Source organism: Xanthobacter autotrophicus (assembly GCF_030015065.1).
Lineage (GTDB): Bacteria > Pseudomonadota > Alphaproteobacteria > Rhizobiales > Xanthobacteraceae > Xanthobacter > Xanthobacter autotrophicus_D.
The window spans coordinates 1-18,133 of the sequence record NZ_JAIVFN010000051.1; the positions used below are offsets into that span (position 1 = coordinate 1).

13 protein-coding genes and 2 pseudogenes are annotated in these 18,133 nt (G+C 64.2%); 4 read left to right on the forward strand and 11 right to left on the reverse strand.

Translation table 11 applies throughout. From position 1 onward, the window contains the following. The first annotated feature begins 175 nt into the window (after positions 1-175). Together K9U40_RS11880 and K9U40_RS11885 are read left to right on the forward strand one after the other, a co-directional pair. Positions 176-1,645 (forward strand): RES family NAD+ phosphorylase, encoded by a 1,470-nt coding sequence (locus K9U40_RS11880; RefSeq protein WP_282890412.1) that lies wholly within the window; start codon positions 176-178, stop codon positions 1,643-1,645. A 155-nt stretch (positions 1,646-1,800) separates the two neighbouring features. Next, a complete protein-coding gene (locus K9U40_RS11885; RefSeq protein WP_282890413.1) occupies positions 1,801-3,051 on the forward strand; it encodes an SIR2 family protein in 1,251 nt (416 codons plus the stop codon). Between the two features lie 99 nt (positions 3,052-3,150). On the opposite strand, the pseudogene K9U40_RS11890 reads toward K9U40_RS11885, so the two are convergent. After that, positions 3,151-3,423: pseudogene (locus K9U40_RS11890) on the reverse strand (transposase); the annotation flags it as partial. 877 nt (positions 3,424-4,300) lie between these two features. Here K9U40_RS11890 and K9U40_RS11895 point away from each other — a divergent pair. Next, positions 4,301-4,735, forward strand: a complete 435-nt coding sequence (locus tag K9U40_RS11895) for a hypothetical protein (protein ID WP_282890414.1) — start codon at positions 4,301-4,303, stop codon at positions 4,733-4,735. 256 nt (positions 4,736-4,991) lie between these two features. Here the strand turns inward: K9U40_RS11895 and K9U40_RS11900 are convergent. The 8 genes and pseudogenes from K9U40_RS11900 to K9U40_RS11935 all read right to left on the reverse strand — a co-directional run. Continuing rightward, positions 4,992-5,336: pseudogene (locus K9U40_RS11900) on the reverse strand (helix-turn-helix domain-containing protein); the annotation flags it as partial. Positions 5,337-5,458: 122 nt separating this feature from the next. Beyond that, positions 5,459-7,774 (reverse strand): HAD-IC family P-type ATPase, encoded by a 2,316-nt coding sequence (locus tag K9U40_RS11905; RefSeq protein WP_282890415.1) that lies wholly within the window; start codon positions 7,772-7,774, stop codon positions 5,459-5,461. A gap of 38 nt (positions 7,775-7,812) precedes the next feature. Beyond that, positions 7,813-8,700, reverse strand: coding sequence for an SDR family NAD(P)-dependent oxidoreductase (locus K9U40_RS11910; protein WP_282890416.1), 888 nt, complete (start codon positions 8,698-8,700; stop codon positions 7,813-7,815). 73 nt (positions 8,701-8,773) lie between these two features. After that, positions 8,774-9,400, reverse strand: coding sequence for a nitroreductase family protein (locus K9U40_RS11915; RefSeq protein ID WP_282890417.1), 627 nt, complete (start codon positions 9,398-9,400; stop codon positions 8,774-8,776). 52 nt (positions 9,401-9,452) lie between these two features. Continuing rightward, complete coding sequence (locus tag K9U40_RS11920; protein WP_282890418.1) at positions 9,453-10,115, reverse strand: GAP family protein; 663 nt, start codon at positions 10,113-10,115, stop codon at positions 9,453-9,455. A 406-nt stretch (positions 10,116-10,521) separates the two neighbouring features. Continuing rightward, positions 10,522-11,517 (reverse strand): cytochrome d ubiquinol oxidase subunit II, encoded by a 996-nt coding sequence (cydB, locus tag K9U40_RS11925; RefSeq protein WP_282890419.1) that lies wholly within the window; start codon positions 11,515-11,517, stop codon positions 10,522-10,524. Between the two features lie 5 nt (positions 11,518-11,522). After that, entirely contained in the window at positions 11,523-12,926 is a 1,404-nt protein-coding gene (locus K9U40_RS11930; RefSeq protein ID WP_282890420.1) for a cytochrome ubiquinol oxidase subunit I, read from the reverse strand. A 343-nt stretch (positions 12,927-13,269) separates the two neighbouring features. Continuing rightward, a complete protein-coding gene (locus tag K9U40_RS11935) occupies positions 13,270-14,871 on the reverse strand; it encodes a GMC family oxidoreductase (RefSeq protein WP_282890421.1) in 1,602 nt (533 codons plus the stop codon). A gap of 750 nt (positions 14,872-15,621) precedes the next feature. Here K9U40_RS11935 and K9U40_RS11940 point away from each other — a divergent pair. Then, the gene (locus K9U40_RS11940; protein ID WP_282890422.1) at positions 15,622-16,470 is read left to right on the forward strand and encodes a hypothetical protein; all 849 of its coding nucleotides are present in this window, start codon (positions 15,622-15,624) and stop codon (positions 16,468-16,470) included. 48 nt (positions 16,471-16,518) lie between these two features. Here K9U40_RS11940 and K9U40_RS11945 read toward each other — a convergent pair whose 3' ends face one another. Further along, positions 16,519-17,418: a hypothetical protein gene (locus tag K9U40_RS11945; RefSeq protein WP_282890423.1), complete on the reverse strand. Its 900-nt coding sequence runs from the start codon at positions 17,416-17,418 to the stop codon at positions 16,519-16,521. 243 nt (positions 17,419-17,661) lie between these two features. Further along, positions 17,662-18,072, reverse strand: a complete 411-nt coding sequence (locus tag K9U40_RS11950) for a transcriptional regulator (protein WP_282890424.1) — start codon at positions 18,070-18,072, stop codon at positions 17,662-17,664. Positions 18,073-18,133: the final 61 nt, after the last annotated feature.

Genomic DNA, 18,133 nt, shown 5'->3' on the forward strand with positions numbered 1-18,133 from the left:
GCGCCTCCAGGGCCACCTTCGCCTTGAACTCAGCTGAATATCGCTTCCTCTTCCCGGTCATCGGGCTCGTCCTTCCGTCAGGCCGAACCAAGCTTAACTCCCTGTCCGATTTTCGGGGACCACCTCACTATGGCAGGGATTGCGCGAATGCGTCGGAAAGACGCCGGAGGGCGATGTGGATCAAGGTGCGGTCGACGAGCTGAAGGCGAAGAAGCTTTGTCACGCCTGCGTTGGCGAAGCTTATCTGAGTGGAGAGATCGCCAGGGAAGGCAAGCGCGTGAAGTGCTCGTATTGCGGCAAGACGCGGCGGTGCTACAGCATCGGCGATGTCGCCGAGCGCGTGCAGGTGGCGTTCGAGCAGCACTATGTCCGCACGTCCGACCAGCCTACGTCGTGGCAGTACAGGCTCATGAGCGACAGTGAATCGAGCTACGACTGGTCGCGTGACGGTGAGCCTGTCACCGACGCGATAGCGAACGCCGCGGAAATCCCACAGGAGGCAGCCGAGGATATACAGCAGCTTCTTGAGGCCGAGCACGACGATTTCGATTCCGCCGCGATGGGTGAAGAGTCCGAATTTTCGGGCGACACCTACTACGAGGAGAAAGGCACAAGCGATCGTGTCTGGCAGGAGGAGTGGCGAAACTTCGAGAATTCGCTGAAGACCGAGGCGCGGTTTTTCAGCCGGACGGCGGCGCGGCACCTCGCATCGATCTTCGACGGAATCGATGACCTTCGCACGTCGAGCGGCCAGCCCTCGGTGTTGGACGCCGGACCAGGCACGGACTTCCATGCAGTCTACCGGGCGAGGGTGTTTCAATCCAGGGACAAGCTCGAGGAAGCACTTTGCCGTCCTGACACCCATCTCGGGTCACCGCCTGCCTCTGTTGCGGCCGCTGGGCGCATGAATGCCCGCGGCATTTCGGTGTTCTATGGATCCAATGATCCGAAGGTCGCGATTGCGGAGGTGCGACCGCCAGTCGGCAGCCAAGTGGCGGTGGCGCGGTTTGAGATCATCAAGCCGCTGCGCCTGCTCGACCTGACGGCGTTGACTGCGGTGACGGTGACGGGGAGCATTTTCGATCCTGATCATGCTGGCCGGATGGAACGCGCCATGTTTCTACGGACACTGACTGAGCGGATCACTAAACCGGTCATGCCGGACGACGAGCATTTCGAATATCTGGCGACGCAAGCGATCGCCGATTTCCTGGCGACTGAGTCGTCGATTCCGATCGACGGGATCATCTTCCCATCGGTTCAGGCGGCGGGCGATGTCCTGAACGTGGTGCTTTTTCACAAGGCCGCTCGCGTCGAAGCCGTAACTTTGCCGAAGGGAACGGAGATCAGGGCTCGAACCGGCCACATGGAAGAGGAGGGCTGGGAGGACGACTACGAGGTAGTCGAGGAGGTCCCGCCCGCACCGGAAGAGCCCGCGGCCGAGACAAAGCCTAAGTCCGGGTGGCCCAATTTTGCTGCACTCGCCGCGTTGCCATGGGAGCCGCACGACCCGGATTGGCGCGACGTCAGCCTGCGTGTCGTCATCGACACCGTCACGGTGCATCAGGTGCGGCGCGTCGAGTTCGAAACCGACGAATTCATTGTGACGCGCCGACGCTGGAAGAAGCACGAGCCGGATTTCTAGAGCAGGCGATGTCAGAGGCGCTACGGAGACGAACCCCAATAGGGTGTCGGATGAGCAAGGCTGATGTTGTATTTCGGGGCTTGTGGCGAGAAACGCGCCGCACTCAAAGTGGTGAGCGCACCACCTGCCCGATATCATCACGCTGAGGATAGGCCATGAAGAAGCGCAAGCTGCTGATTGTGGTCGGCGCCGGCGCGTCGATCGACTTCGGGATGCCTTCGGTTCCCGTGGTCGGCGATCTCCTGCGCACGGCGGCGCAGTCGGAGTTCTCGCTCCGGGCTGACCGAACCTCCAATCTCTATCGCTATATCGAGCAGCAGATCGCGGAGTATTGGCGGGCGCATGTGCCCCCGCACCTTGGAAAAACCCCGCAGTTCGAAGACGTGCTCTACGCCATCTTCGGCCTTGCGACGGCGTTCCCTTCAGGGCGCTACACTTCGGCCCTCGGTGCGCTGATCGGCCTGAGAGCCTTGCCGGAGCTCGCCAACCCGATCGGTAGTCGGACACAGGTTGACGGCCACCTCGTGAGTCACCTTGGCGGCGCGATGGTGGATGCCCTGCTCGATGAATTCCGAAAGCGTTGCAGGACGCTCACGACAGACAGACCGGAACAGCTGCGCACGGCCAGCGCATTTTTCGCGGCGCTGTCTGAGCAGTTCGAAATCGCCGTGGCGACGCTCAACTATGACGATATCGTCTTTCGGTCCTTTCCGGAGACAGAGACAGGCTTCGATCCCGAGACCGGGAGGTTCGAGGAGACCCGCATCCTCCTGCGGTCAACTTGGCCGTGCTTCCTGCATTTGCACGGTTCGGTGCATTTCGACATGCGCGAAGGTGCGGGACTGCATGACATCCATTGGAACGAAGATCTCGATGGTTCGTTCCAGCAGAACGCCTGGGGTCGGAGCGGGCTTTCAAGCCCCGAAGGTGCCGAGTTCCCAATGTCGTCGATCGTTGCCGGCTATGGAAAGACCACACAAATCCTGAGGCGCCCCTTCAGGACCTACTATGGCGAGCTTGACCGGCTGGCTGTCGGCTGCGACGCAGTCCTGTTCATGGGGTACGGCTTCGGTGACATCCATCTCAACATGGCTTTCGAGCGATTTCGAAATGGCCGCCGCCGCCCTGCAGTCGTCATCGACTACGCGCCGGACAGCGCGATGACGGCCGGCTGGATTGAATGGAATGAGATGCACCAGACGGTCACATCGGCGATGGGCGTACTCGAGACGCGGCAGAAATCGATGCGATGGTTGGGACATGAAACCCCAGGGACCGTCGCAGAATTGAAGAAGCTCAAGGCGTTTGAGCTCAGCTCCGATCCCGATACACCGCTGGCGATCTGGTACGACGGGATGCTCGGCGCCTGCGAGCATCCGGAAAGAGTGCTCGATATGCTTCGGTGAGGGCTTTTTTCCTCTTCCGGGTGTCGCGATCTGGTGGGAGGTTTGGCTGCGGCTAGGCACGAAAGAGCGCTTCGTCGCCACGGTGGAGGTCGTGGCCGATTAGGAGACCTGAACGCTCCTGCTATTTCCGGAAGAAGCCTCCGTGCCGTGTCGGAGCATGGCATGCATGATGATGGCGAGCCGCCGGGAAAGCGCGACGCACGCCTTCCGAATGATGGATCGCCTGGCGATGCCCAAGGCCCACTCCTTCAGCTTCAGATATCCTGAGGTAGCGCGGAGCATGACGTTCGCAGCCTCGTAGAGCGGCGTTCGCACGCGCCGGTCACCTTACTTGGAGATACTAACGGTGTAGTCGATCTCGCCGGATTGATACCGATGCACCGGAAGGGATGAAGGCCTGATGGCACGCGGATCGGCACGACAGGCGTCCGGCGCGCCGTCAGTCCGTGCCGTCACCTTCCGCGAAGGCCGAGGTGATCGAGGACAGATGGTCGCCGCCGGTCAAGCGCGTGGACTGAGCCGAGACCGGACCAGGCGCCCTCAGGCGCCTGGTCCCCGGTCAGCGTCATGCATTGTGCGCGGTCCTGCCATTCCCCGACCCATCCGATCGAAAGAGGCGCGGCGATGTCCAGACTGAACGATGTCGCGCGATTCTCGTCCCGGCGCCGACCATCCGGCGGGGCGTGATCGGGATGAGCTCCGACCCTGCTGAGGTTCGCCTTTGCCGTCGGCTCCGCCGCGTCCCCCGCATACGCCGCGAATCCATGCGATGTTCCCGCGCTCATGCCCGGCGTACCCGTCGGCTATTTCGCCAGCGATCAGCTTCCGGACAGTCGCGTATTGCTGCCGCGCCCGCCAGAGAAGGGCTCGGCGAGCTTTGCCCAGGATATGGAGATCCGGCGCCGGGTGGAGGCGATGCGTGCAACGCCGCGCTGGGAGCTGGCACGGCGGGATGCCGACCGCGACCCGCGCGCGGCGATCGGTACATTGTACCAGCCAGAGACAGCACCTGACCGATTGCAGACGTCGGCTAGGTAGGTCCGCTCCCTCATGGTTGGCGTGCGCTGCATGCCGGCTTACCGATGCCCCGACGAGCCGCCGGACTGGCAGGCGCACACGCCGCATTGGCCTTGGTGCAACGAAAAGGCGTTCAGTCTCGCGGTTGAATGTTGTGCAACGAACCGCCAGAGTGAGCGTTGCCTAACAATGGGCAACATGGCACATCGCTCTCGTTTGGAAGGTCTCGTCGATGAAAGTCTTGTCGGTACTAAGGGTCGGGTTCCTCGCATTGGCAACGCTCATCGGCGCCGTAACGATGGCGAGCGCCGCTGACGGCTCGATCCGCATCCGTATCGTGAAGGCCGGCTTCGTGGTCGGCGGCTCTGGCGGAGACGGCGTGCTGACGTTCCAGGGCCGCCAATATCCGCTCGCGGTCGGAGGGGTAAGCTATGGCTTCACCTTCGGCGCTTCGGAGACGTGGTTCCACGGAAAGGTCAGAAATATCAGAAAAGCGTCCGACGTTGCCGGGGTCTACGCCCAGGGCGGAGCCGGCGCCGCCTTAGGCAAGGGCGCGCAGGTCGTCGTCCTGACCAACCAGAACGGTGCCGTTCTGGAGCTCAGCGGCGAGCAAAAGGGCCTCATCGTAAGCCTTGATTTGAGCGGACTGGCTTTGTCGCTGAAGTGAGGATTTCCATGGAGCATCGGCGCCCTCGATGAACTCCGCCACGCCTTCATCAGACCAGCGACATAGCCTGCCGGTTCCGCTGTTCTGAGCGCACGCTGCGCCAGGTGACGAGAACGATTGGCGCCAAGCGGAGCTGAAGCGGTGCTCTCGGGATCCCGGCTTCGGCGGCGCCTTACTGGTCCGCCGACAGCAGGCTTCCCGTTTCCGGTAGCGACGTGCCTTCGCGAATGGCCGCGACTCCGAAACGCTGGCGGTACTAGCGGGGGCCGAGCCCGGTCACCTTGACGAATACCTTTCGAAACGAGCCGGGATCCTCGCAGCCGACATCCCATGCAATCTGATCAACGGACCGGGTGGTGGTCTCCAGCATCTCGCGCGCCTTGCCAACACGCAGGTGCTGGCAATATTCGGTCGGCTTCAGCCCCGTCGCCTTCTGAAAGCGGCGCAGGAACGTCCGCAGCTCAAGCCCCGCTTTGTCCGCCATCGCGGCAAGCGTCGCGTCGGGGGCGCCGGTCGCCTGCAGCCAGTGCTGGACCTTCAGCATCGCCTCGTCGCCATGGCGCAGCCTGGGTGAGAACACGCTGTAGTATCGCGATCGTCGCCAGCACATCGATACCGGTCAACTCGGCAGATAATCGCCAGTGGCGGATGGCTTGCTCGGGATCAACGGCGTAGCCGCGTGCGCCGGTGTGGGCGATGAGCTGCCCGGATTTTCTCACGAGATCAGGCGATCGCCAGGCGGCGGAACAGCAGCAGCTTCACCGCGTCCAGCACGAAGGCGAGGATGATCGCGGCGGCGAGCAGCCCAGCGATGATGGCGAGCGACAGCGGCGCCATCAGCACGCCGTTGCGGGCCAGCAGGAAGATGATCGTCAGGTCGACGGCCGAGGAGACCAGCAGCCACCGGCCGGGGCGTGAGCTCCACAGATGGCGCCGCTCGCGCGCCACGTAGAACACCGCCTGGCCGCTCAGCACCAGCGTCACCACCGTCATGGTCCGCAGGGTCTCGGTGTCGAGGCCGAGGGCGAACTTGCCCGCTGCGAGGCTGGCGACGCAGAACATCAGGTCGATAAACCCCAGGACGATGCCGGCGATCGTCAGGTTGCGGATGCGCCAGACGCTTGGGCTTGGCGAGGGCCGCACATTGTCGGTGGAGGACGACATGGCGAGGAAGTCGCCGGTGACCATCATCAGCACCATCAGCGTCGGCGTCAGTATGGCGTGGCCGGTGATCATCAGGCCGGCGGCCAGGAACAGCACCTGGACCACCTTATGGATGACGGCGCGCAACGTGTAGGTCAGGATGCGTTGGAAGGTGGTGCGCCCCTCCCGGATCGCGGCCACGATACCGCCGAGACCGGGCTCGGTCAGCACGATGCCGGCCGCCGATTTGGCGACGTCGGTGGCGGTGGAGACGGCGATGCCCATCTGCGCCTGCCGCAGCGCTGGCGCGTCATTGGCGCCGTCGCCGCACATGCCGACGGCATGCCCTGCCTTCTGCAAGGCCTTGACCAGACGGTATTTATCCTCCGGCAGCACGCCGGCGAAGATGGAATAGCGCCCGGCCTGCAACGTGTCCGGGACCGGCGAGGTCGACCAGACCTCACCCGTGAGGCCGACCGATGCGGCCACCACTTCCGCCGTCATCCGGGCATCTCCCGTGACCATGACGGCGCGCACGCCCAGTTCCGCCAACTCGGCGACGAGCGCCGCCGAATCCTCGCGCGGCGGATCGCTGAGGGCGATGAGGCCCGCCATCGTCAGCGCGCCCGCCGGACCCACGGCCACCGCAAGAACCCGAAAGCCGCCGGCCTGCAGCGGCTCCAGCGCCGAGGACGCTTCCGGCGGCGCCGGCGACAGGCCGGCGATCGCGGCGAACGCGCCCTTCACCACCTCGATCGTTGTGCCGTCCGCCGCGCGCAGCGTCGCCCCGGAGCGCTTCAGCTCGGGATCGAACGGCACGAACGCCACGAGCTGCGGCGCATCCGTGACCGGCGAACGCGACGCCGCGGCCCGGACGGCGGCATCCACCGGGTCCTGCCCGCCATCGGAGCTCGCCAGCGCCGCCAATGCCAGCACATAAGCGGCATCGAACCCCGGCATCGGCTGCACGGACATTACCGCCAGCTCGTTGCGCGTCAGCGTTCCGGTCTTGTCGCAGCACAGAAGGTCGATGCCGGCGGCCTCGTCCACCGCCGAGAGCCGGGTCGGCAGTACCCCGCGCCGCGCCAGCGCCCGCGCGCCGACCGCCGCCGCCAAAGTGAACATGGAGGGCAGCGCCACGGGAATCGAGGAGAGCACCGCCACCAGAACGAGGGCGAGGATCTCAGGCCGCGGCATCGGCAGGATGATCGCATAGACCGTCAGGAATATCGTGACGGCGCCGTTGAACAGCACCAGGTTGCGGACCACGTTCAGCACGGTCTTCTGCTGCGCGCTCTCCACGTTGGCGGTGCGGACGAGTTCCGCGGTGCGGCCGAACTTGGTGCGTTCGCCGGTGGCGGTGACTTCGGCGACTGCCTCGCCGCGCCGTATCAGGGCGCCGGCATAAGCCTCCGCCCCCGCGCCAGCCTCGATGGGAACGGACTCGCCGGTGAGCATGGACTGGTCGAGCAGCACCACACCCTCGATGATGCGCACATCCGCGGCAACCACCGCCCCGAGCGACAGCTTCACCACATCGCCCGGCACCAGCTCGGCGGCGGGCAGGCTCGTCCACGCGCCGTCCCGCCGCACCGGGGCGACCAGCGCGAGGCGCGACTTCAGCGCGTCCAGCGTCGCCTGCGCGCGGCTCTCCTGAAAAAAGCCGAGGGCCGCGTTGAACACCAGCAGCAGGGCGATGACCGCCGCCTCGACATAGGCGCCGAGCAGGAGCTGGAGCAGGATGGCGGCTTCCAGCATCCAGGGCACCGGCGCCCACAGCTTCATCAGGGCGCGCCGCACCGGGTGCTGCGTGACGTCGACGACGGCGTTCGCGCCGTCCCGCGCGAGCCGGCTGCGTGCGTCGCGGGTCGTCAGACCGATCGGGACGTCAACCATGGGCGCCGTCTGGAATCCTGCATCTGTGTGCGGGCATCCTACCGCGCCTTTGGCGACGGCGGCGCCCGGTACACGGTCTTGCCGTGGAGGCCGTCATGGGAATGGTGCAGGCTCAGCGTGCCGGCGGGCGGCGCGCGAAGCTCGGCAGGCACGCGGGCGCCGATGTCGCCCTTGGCCGGCGTCACCCCGCCATCGGCCAGCCACAGCGCGCCGGTCACATAGCTCGCCTCGTCGGAGGCCAGGAAGGCGAAGATGTTGGCCATCTCCTCCGGCGTGCCGCGCCGGCCGAGCGGAGTGCCGGCGGCGATGGTCTCCTGCGCGGCGAGCGGGATCGGGCTCTCGGTGCCGCGCGTCCAGGCGGTGTCGATGGCGCCCGGGCAGACGCAATTGGCGCGCACGCCATAAGGCGCCTGCTCCAGCGCCACGCCCTTGGCGAAGGCATGCAGGAACCCCTTGCTTCCGCCATAGGGCGTGAAGCTGGGCGAGCCGTTGAACCCGGCCTCGGAGCCGGTGAAGACGATGTTACCGCGCGTCTTCCGTAGATGCGGCAGAGCGAATTTTGTTGTCAGGAACGCCGTCCAGACATTGGCGCGCAGGGTGCGGTCGAAATCCTCGATCCGGTAGGCGTCGGTCTCGGCATTGGCGATGAAGACGCCGGCGTTGCTGACGAGGATGTCGAGCCGGCCATAGGTCTCGATGGCGAGGTCAACGCAGGTGCTGGCCGCGTCCGCCTCGGCGAGGTCGCCGAGAAAGCTCGCCGCCGCACCGCCCTCGGCGATGATCGCCGCCACGACATCCTCCACCGGATCGCCCGGCAGCCCGGCAAGGACGAGGCTTGCCCCCTCGCTGGCGAATTTGTGGCCGATGGCTTCGCCGATGCCGGTTCCGGCGCCAGTGACGATCGCGATCTTGTCCTTCAGGCGCATGGGCTGGCTCTCCGCTTTCCGCCCCGGCGGGCCGGCGACAAGGATCACAATCGTGGAATAGGCGATTTCCGTGTCAGCCGATCCAGCGCAGACGGACGGGATTGCGCGGCACCGGCGGCGGCGGCCAGACGGGATGGCCGACGATCACCGGCGCCACCGGCACGAAATCCTCCGGCACATCGATGGCCTTGCGGCCTTCCGCCGTCTCCAGCCAGCGCTGCGCGAAGCCGATCCAGCAAGAGCCGAGACCCTCCGCGTGAGCCGCCAGCATCAGGTTTTCCGCCGCCAGCGCACCGTGCTCGGCAGCCCAGCCGCCGGCCCTGACGGAAATCACGATCAGTGCCGGCGCATGATGAAAGGCGTGGAAATCCGGCGCCTCCAGATTCGTGCGGAGATGGTGTGGCAAGGGGCTGCTCTCCACCGCCTCGAGCATATGCGCTCTGGTCGCGGCCGACATCCGGTCGAGCAGCGCCGCATCGCGGATGACGATGAAGTCCCAGGGCTGCTCGTTGACGGCGCTCGGCGCCTGGATCGCCGCATCGACCAGCCGTTCCAGCACCGCCGTCGCCACGGGTTCCGCCGTGAAGGCGCGCGTGGCGCGGCGTCCGTAAATCGCCTCTCTCAGCTCCATCGCCTTCGTCCTCGCTATGCGGGACCACGGATCGCAGATCGGGCGTCCACCGGCGTAGATCTCGATCACGACGCGATTGGGATACGGCCCTTAGCAGCAGGCCACGCAGTGCGTTTAGCTATCAGAAACCCGCCGCCATTGCCTTCAGGACGCCCCCTATGAGGAGTTTCAGGCCGAAGAAGCTCAAGAGGAGGATCATGATGGTTGAGCTCTGGGCGGAGAGCCAGCTCTTGGCCCTATGCAATTCCTGCTGCACGCGGGAACCGATCGAAAGATAAAGCATCACAGGCCCGGCGATCGTTGTGCTGCCGATGCCGACGAAGAGAAGATAGGTCAGGATGGATCGATTGCCGCCGAGGGCCGCAAGTTCCGAGGCCGCCACAGCCGCCAGGATCAGATTCTTGGGGTAGATGGCCGCAAAGAAGCAGCCGGCGGCGGCGGCCTGAGTCACGGAGAATCGATCCGCGGCCGACAGCCAGCGCGAGGTGCCGCCGGAGCGATCACGACGGAGCCAACTCCGGCACGCAAGCCCGAGCAGGATGAGGCCGAAGGCGATGTCGATCTGCGCCACTAGCCGCGGATCATCGCCGAGACTGCCGAAGCCTCCCACAGCGAAGACAATGCCTCCCAGCATCACCAATCCGGTCAGCCATCCCGCGAGAAAGGCGGCGCCGTTCGGCCTTGCCCGCGGCGAGAGGAGTATCACGACCAAGACGATTAGAACGAGAGGGCTGATAGCGACGCCCAAACCGTGAGTAACGGCATCCAGATAGGCAATGTTCATAGTGAAGAGACCTCTTTCGCGCCGCTTGGTTCGACCGATGGCCCCAAGGTTCCGGTTTGCGCACCTGCGGTTCCGTGCCCAGGCGAACAATCCTCTGGCGGATATGCGGGCCCTGAACTCTTAGAATTCCTATATCGGCGACCCGGTCGGTTCCGCGACGAAGCCAACTAGTTCATCCTGCGCAATGCCCAGCCCTTCTCCGGCCTTGGCGGAAGAGGGCAGGCGCGCGGGTCACTGCCCGTCAATGGTGTTCCGGCGGACGGTGATCCTATGAGCGTGCCACCTCGCGACGGCGTAGAACTGCAGGGCCATTTCCGTTCAACGGGTGCTATGTCGCCGCCGATCAAACCAACTTCCGGGACTGCAAGGTCGGATCGGTGACCGTCGAAGCGCGCACCGTCGCGCCTCAGCCCCTTCCCACCTTGCCGCGAAACACCCAATAAACGCCGATCGTGTAGGCAGCGATGACCGGCAGGACGACGATGCCCGCGTAGAAGAAGAAGCGCAGCGACGCTTCGGGAGCAGCAGCGTCGGCGATTGTGAGGGCATAAGGGATCATGTAGGGCCACATCATCGTCGCGAGTGTCGCGAACGCGGCAATGAAGGACACCGCCGTCAGCGCAAAGGGTAGCCGGTCCAGGCGCGCGCGCGCCGCGACCCCCACACCCAGAAGCGCGGCCGCGGCCACCAACGGAAAGATCAGGGCCCAGCCGGCAATCTGATGGCCTCCACGCTGTAGGTCACCCGTCAGGTCGACCGTCACAGCGGTCGCGAATGCGAGGCCGAGCACGATCACCACGCCGGCGAGAAGGTACGGAATGCGGGCATAGGCCCAGTCACGCAGTGTGCCGTCGGTCTTGAGCACCAGCCAGCTGGCGCCGAGCAGCGCGTAGCCAAGCACCAGGCCGACACCGGTCAGCACCGGGAACGGGTGCAGCCAGTCGAGGCTGGTGCCGGCGAACTGCCCGTTTTCGACGGGGATGCCACGCATCATTGCCCCGATCGCCGCGCCCTGGACGAAGGTGGCAAGGAGCGAGCCCACGAAGAAGCCGCGGTCCCAGAGGCCACGGCTGCGCTCGGCGCGATATCGGAACTCAAAAGCCACGCCGCGCAGGATCAGCCCGAGCAGCATGACGAGGACCGGCAGATAGAAGGCACCGAGGAACACCACGTAGACGGCCGGAAAGGCGGCAAACAGGCTGGCGCCAATCACCACCAGCCAGGTTTCGTTGCCGTCCCAGAATGGCGCGATGCTCGCCATCATCCGCGCCCGCTTCGCCTCGTCTCGGGTGGTACCGAAAAGGATGCCGACCCCGAGGTCGAAGCCGTCGAGCAGCACATAGACCAGGATCGAGACGGCGATGCCTCCGGCCCAGAACAGTGCGAGGGTGCTCGGCTCCATCGCGCTCACCCTCTCTCAGCCGCGCCGGTGGCGCTCGCCGCGTCATCGGCATAGGCCAGCGGTCGGCTGGCGGTAGCGCCCGGGATCGCCAGCGCTGGCCCGGCGGGGCCCTCGCGCAGGAGCTTATAGATGTACCAGATGCCGAAGCTCACGAAGGCCGCGTAGACGAGAGCATAGGCGAGGAGAGAGATCATGACGTCGCTGGTGGTGAGCGAAGGCGTCACTGCGTCGGCGGTGCGCAGGAGTCCGTAGACCACCCAAGGCTGGCGCCCGACCTCGGCGGTGTACCATCCGGCGAGGATTGCGACGAAGCCGGCGGGGAACGACAGGAACGTGCCCCAGAGGAACCAACGGGTGGACTCCAGACGGCCGAAGTGGCGTAGCAGGTTGCCGAGCCAGGAGACGGCCAGCATGATCAGCCCCATGCCGACCATGACGCGGAAACCGAAGAACGGGATCAGCACCGGCGGGCGGTCCTCGGCCGGGAAGGCCTCAAGGCCGATCTCCTTCGCCGACCAGTTGCCCGAGGCGATGAAGCTGCCGAGCTTGGGGATCTCCAGGGCGAAGCGGTTGTCCTGCCGGGCGGCGTCAGGCCAGGCGAGCAGGACCTCGGCGGCGGGCTGCTCGGTCTGCCAGCGCGCCTCGATGGCGGCGAACTTCGCCGGCTGGTGCTTCAGAACATAGAGACCCGTCAGGTGGCCGAAGAACAATTGCACCGGGATCAGAACGGCGGCGAGCCCGAGGCCCCAGTGCAGCATCACCTGCGCCTCCGCATAGTGGACCCGACGCAGCATATACCAGGCGCCGGTGGCGGAGATGCACATCGCTGTCGTCAGGAAAGCCGCGAGAAGCATGTGCGGCCAGCGCACCATCATCACCGGCCCGAGCACGATCTCGCGCCAGTCAGCCGGGATTATCTTGCCATCGACGATCTCGTGGCCGAGCGGAACCTGCATCCACGAGTTGTTGGCGAGGATCCAGAACGACGAGAGCATGGTGCCGAACGAGACCATGCAGCAGGCAAAGAGATAGAACCCTGGCGAGACGCGGTCGCGGCCGAGCAGCATCACCCCGAAGAAGCTCGCCTCGAGCATGAAAGCGGTGAAGGCCTCGTAGCCGAGCAGCGGTCCCTGGATCGATCCGGTCCTTTCGGCCAGAACGCCCCAGTTGGTGCCGAACTGGAATGCCATCACGATTCCGGTGACCACACCCATGCCGAAGGAGACGGCGAAGACTTTCAGCCAGAAATCGAAGATGCGCCGGTAAATCGGGTTGCCAGTGAAGAGCCGCATGCCTTCGATGGTCGCCAGCCACGCCGCCAGCCCGATGGTGAAGGCCGGGAAAATGATGTGGAAGCTGATCACGAAGCCGAACTGGATCCGTGACAGGATGACAGGGTCGAACTCCATGAGCTCCTCCTTTCATGCAGGCGCGAGGAACACTTGCACGGGCCTCGGTGCCTCTGGGCGGTCTCGCGACCGACCTAGCGGGCCGATATGGCTCATGCCGCAATCGATATGTGAGCGTGGCGCGCCGCAATTATGTGGCACGCATGGGATCGATCCGCCCGAGACCACGTGGCGCGGAATGCAGGCCGCATAGGTCGACGCTTATCTCCGTAGCGTCGACCCAATCCGTCGGAAAGTTGGCCAGAGGATAAGAGAGATCGGAACACCCGCCAGAATCGTCGCGGCCGGCTCAATCATCGTATTCCCTGGCTTCTTTTGCTGGACGTTATCGACGACTGGTGCCTCAGGCGGCCTCGCCGGTTCGGATCATCTCAGCCGCCTTTTCCGCGATCATGATCGTCGGGGCAGTGGTGTTGGAGCCAGTGAGCGTCGGCATGATCGAGGCGTCGATCACGCGAAGCCCCTCCATCCCATGCACCCGCAGGGTCCGGTCAACCACCGCCATGTCATCGGAGCCCATCTTGCAGGTGCCTACCGGGTGGTAAACCAGCCCGAGCTTGTCCTTGATCGCCTGGGCGATCTCGGCGTCGGACTGCTTATCGGGGCCGGGATGGATCTCCTCCTTGCGGTACTTGTCGAAGGCGGGCGCTGCGAGGATCTTTCGCACCAGCCGCACGCCAGCGACCAAGGTCTCGATGTCTCCCGGATGACTGAAGAAGTTGAAGTCGATGACCGGCGCGTCGGTCGGGTTGGCACTGGCGAGCCCCACCGTACCGCGGCTCTTCGGTCGCAAGCAGCAGACGTGGCAGGAGTAGCCGTCGGTTTCCATCAGATGCAGATCACGGCCCGAGTCGTCGAATAGCAGGGGAATTGTGTGGATCTGTACGTCCGGCACATCGAGCGAGGGGTCGGTCTTGAGGAAGCCGCCAGCCTCGGTCACTGAGGATCTGAGCTTGCCGAGATGGGCGCCGTAGTATTCGACGCCCTCGCCGACCATCTGCAGCACCCCAAGCAGCGACAGTTGAACCCCGCCGTGGAAATGGCTGGTGGTCAAGACCGCGGCGTCGGCGTGCTCCTGCAGGTTCTTGCCGACGCCGGGCAATTCTTTCACCACACCGATACCCTGCGCGCGCAACTCGTCAGGATCGCCGATGCCCGACAGCATCAGGAGCTGCGGCGTGTTGAAGGCACCCGCCGAGACGATCACCTCACGCTTTGCCTCTATCGCGAAGCGGCGACCTTTGTGGACGGCGGTGACACCGATCGCGCGCTGGCCGTCGAAATTGATCCGCAGGACGTCCACCCCTGTCATCACCGTCAGGTTGTGCCGGTTCATCGCCGGATGCAGGTACGCCACCGCGGTGCTGCAGCGCCGTCCATTGGCGATGGTGAACTGGTAGGGACCGAAGCCTTCGTAGTGCTCCCCGTTGAAGTCGTCGCTCATCGGCATGCCGGCTTGACGCGCCGCCTCGACGAAGACCTTCGAGATGGTGAAGTTCATCTCGCTGTCCGACACTGCCAGCGGCCCCTCACCGCCGTGGTACTTGTCCGCGCCGCGCACGTTGTGCTCGGCCTTGCGGAAATACGGCAGGCAGTCGTCGTAGTTCCAGCCTTCATTGCCGAGATCGGCCCAGCGGTCGTAGTCCGAGCGATGGCCACGGGTATAGACCATGCCATTGATTGACGTGGAACCGCCGAGCGTCTTGCCGCGCGGGCAGAACAGCGGTTCGCCCCGGCGCAGGGCCGGGTCGGGCTTGGCATCGTACGACCAGTCATACTTCTTCGAGAACATGAAATACCCGAAGGCGCCGGGCGTGTGGATGAACTCAAAGCTGTCCTTTGGACCAGCCTCGAGCACGCAGACGCTTACGGTTGGGTCGGCGCTGAGCCGGTTGGCCAACACGCACCCTGCCGCGCCGGCACCGACGATGACATAGTCGTACATTTCATTCCCCCTCTGATTGCAGAGGCTGCTCGGGCCTTGCTGCATCATCCCACGACTGCTGCCTGAGAACAGATTTCAGGCTGGGCTATATGGCCCAGCCAAGGTCATGGGACGACCGGCTGCAAGTATTACGAAGCAGATACGAGAATACCCAGCCGCCCGCGTCGCTTCCACTGTCCTGCCGACGTTCTCAATCTCAGCTCCGCTTTGAGATTGTGCATGCCGTTACGGCGGTCGCTATGCAGATTTGGCCAAGCCGCGGTTCTGAACCGCGCGGTTTAGGTGCTCGACATCCTTCAGTGGAAAGTGCGCCAGGGCAGTGATTCAGGGAGACTTGGCTGGCACAGCTGCCGGCCACACAGCGATCGTTTGTCCCGTCGATGTGGCGCAGCCCAATGGTCTGTCGCGATGGGCGAACGGAAGAAGGGCGTCTTGCTCAAGAAATGCGCCGGAGGTGCTCTCAAAATTCCACTTTTGCGCGCGCAAAATAACGCTCATGAATGTACGCACCTATCCTGCGGGCGCGGGGCCAGCCGAAAGAAGCGAGTGGATGTTACCAGAGACGGATGCGGGGCAGACCCGGCTTCCTCCATACCGACTCGTTGCTGCGATCACCTGACGGCGCAGAGATCAACGCAGGCTTTTGACGGCCAGTTGGTTTGCAAGCGCGAGGGCTAGATGGTGTTCTATCTTCGGGTCGTTGGTGAGGGACATAGTAACCAAGTCTGGAGGATTGACGCGGACGAGGCCGTGAAGCTCGGCGTGTCCAATCCGGAAAGCGGTCCGGGCACCTTCTATCGTCGGGGAGACCGTGACACGATCTGGGCCGCACTTCGAGACGACACGGGCTGGATTCACTCGGATGGACCCGAGAGCGGCCCGTTTCACGAGTTGGCGCTTCCCCCAGAGCATTACTACCCGCGCATAGCGCGGCCGTTGAACGGCAGTTTAGCCCATCCGAAAAGTCCGGGAGCGCTGGACGAGGCAAAGGCCGTCGCACTTGGCGTCGGGCAGGCGACAACACTGATGCGACGCCTCGAAGCAATTTGCCAGACCGTGCATCCGGAGTCCGAGACGTTTGGGACATACGGGCACGAGATCCGAAATTTGCTCATACTCGCCGCAATGGAGGTCGAAGCGCATTGGCGCGGGGTTCTCGTCGCCAATGGTCGGCAGCGGGATCGATACAGCACGAACGACTATGTCCGGCTGCTGCCGGTGATGCAGCTCAATGAATACTCCGTCGCCTTCCCGAACTTTCCATGGCTATCGCCGATCCAGCCCTTTTCGGGATGGACCCAGGAAAGCCCGACCCGATCGCTGACCTGGTACGACGCCTACAATCGCGTCAAACACGACAGAGAAGGCGATTTCTCCAGTGCCCGACTGGATCATGCTTTCGCCGCTGTCACAGCGTGCGTCATCATGCTAGCGGCCCAATGGACGCCCTCGATCGGGCTCGGAGGACGTTCCGATCTGAGTTCCTTTTTCCGGTTCGTGGAAATGCCGTCGTGGGCTCCAAGAGAAAGCTACACCCAGTCGCAGCCGTCGGCCGAAACGGCATGGACCCAAATCCGAAACCCTGAACTGGCAAGCTAGGATCAGGCGCAGTTGGCGAGGATGTTCAGGTCAGGGGTCCTTGCGCTTTCACAGGCATTCATTTCGGATGAAGGGCCACTGTGCTGCTTCTTGGGAGAATTTCTCCCATTCGGCGTGCAGCTGAGGGATCACGGCAGGCGCGACCAGCGGTTTGTCCAGGTGTGCGAACTGGTCGTACTGGGGATGCGGCAACACATCTCCGATCCCAGAATACAGGAACCAGCGGCCGACCAGTTCGGCGGTTTCCGCTAGGAGCTTCATCGCGTCGTTGGCATCGTTCAAACCCCACGTTTCAAGCCCACGGCCGGTTTGGCTCTCGGCGGTCGCCGGGTGCGCAAAGTGGATCGTCGCGTGATCCGCGACGCTTTCGAGCCGGGCGAGCCGCGCGTCGAGTCGATCGAAGACCCAGAGCTGAATGAGGTCAGCTGGCGAGCGGCTGTCTGCGGCGACGCCGCTGAGGAAATCGAACTCCCGATGTCGGTTACGACTGGGCTCCGGATTTAGGTCGGCGGGCACCCAGAGCGCCTTGTCCGGCGGTTCGGATGAGACATGCTCCCAGTGCCGCTGGTCTATTGCCTCGAAATCGTATTCGAGGCCCGCGATCTCCTCAATGAAAACGCGGCGCGTGATCTTGCCGCGACGCGCGCGGGCATCGTTGACGATGGCGGCGAGGGAGTTCACGCCTTTGGGTCCAATGAGCGGTCCTCTGTCGACCATGCGTCGAATTGCGAGGACAGCGCTGCCCCAGAAGGTGGATCGCAGGAGCTCCAGCACCATGCCGTTGAGTTGCTTTTCGCCTTCTGCATCGACTGGTGCGTGGTCGACGACACGCACCACCGTCGTGAAGGCCGCATAGTTCCACGCGAAGGCGCTGAGCGTGGGAACGACCGCATTCTCCTCGGTCTCGAAGGCCCGACGCCACGCCTCGATGTGCTTCTTTGTGGTCATTCCGCGCTACGTCCTGTTCGCTTGCCCAGGCCTTCACCGGCCTCGACGCGCAGTTTGCGCGTGGTTGCTGCGACCATGGATGAACCAGCCGGATCGGCATGGATGTTGTCGCCCCGTTGCTCACTGATCAAGGCAGTCGCTTCGATTGCCGCTTCTCTTGCCGAGTCGATGCACGCCGCAATGTGGGCCTTGGCGCGAAGTGACAATCACCACGGCGGCGCAAGCCTGACGCGGTCGGCCTCCTCAGAGCTCGCCGTCGGTGATCGAGTAGGCCTTCCTCAGAACGCCCGGCGAGATGACGAACAACCGTGCCCTGCCGCGGCCGATGACATTGTGCCCCATGGTTTCGAAAAGCAGCTCACGGCGAACAAGCTGGTCAATCGTTTCTGATACGCCCCCACGTGTGAGGCCACTCATGCTCACGAGCGTGGAGAGAGTGATAGGGTTTTCGCTTCCGTGCAGGGCGAAGATGAGGGTCATCATTCCGATCTGCTTCAATCGCGATGTTGCTGTCTCTCCCGGCAACGGCTGGAGGATGATTTGGCGTACCAGCAACACCATGATTGCATTGCCAACCCAGGTGTCCATCAGCGCGGCGAATGGCTCGCGCGCTGCTTCCGCTTGCTCTGAGGGCGAGCGTAGGTTGGACCTCACCCGCCTGCTCGCACGAGCCAAGCAGCTGACGCTCCAAAACGCGACGATCGGGTCGAATGCG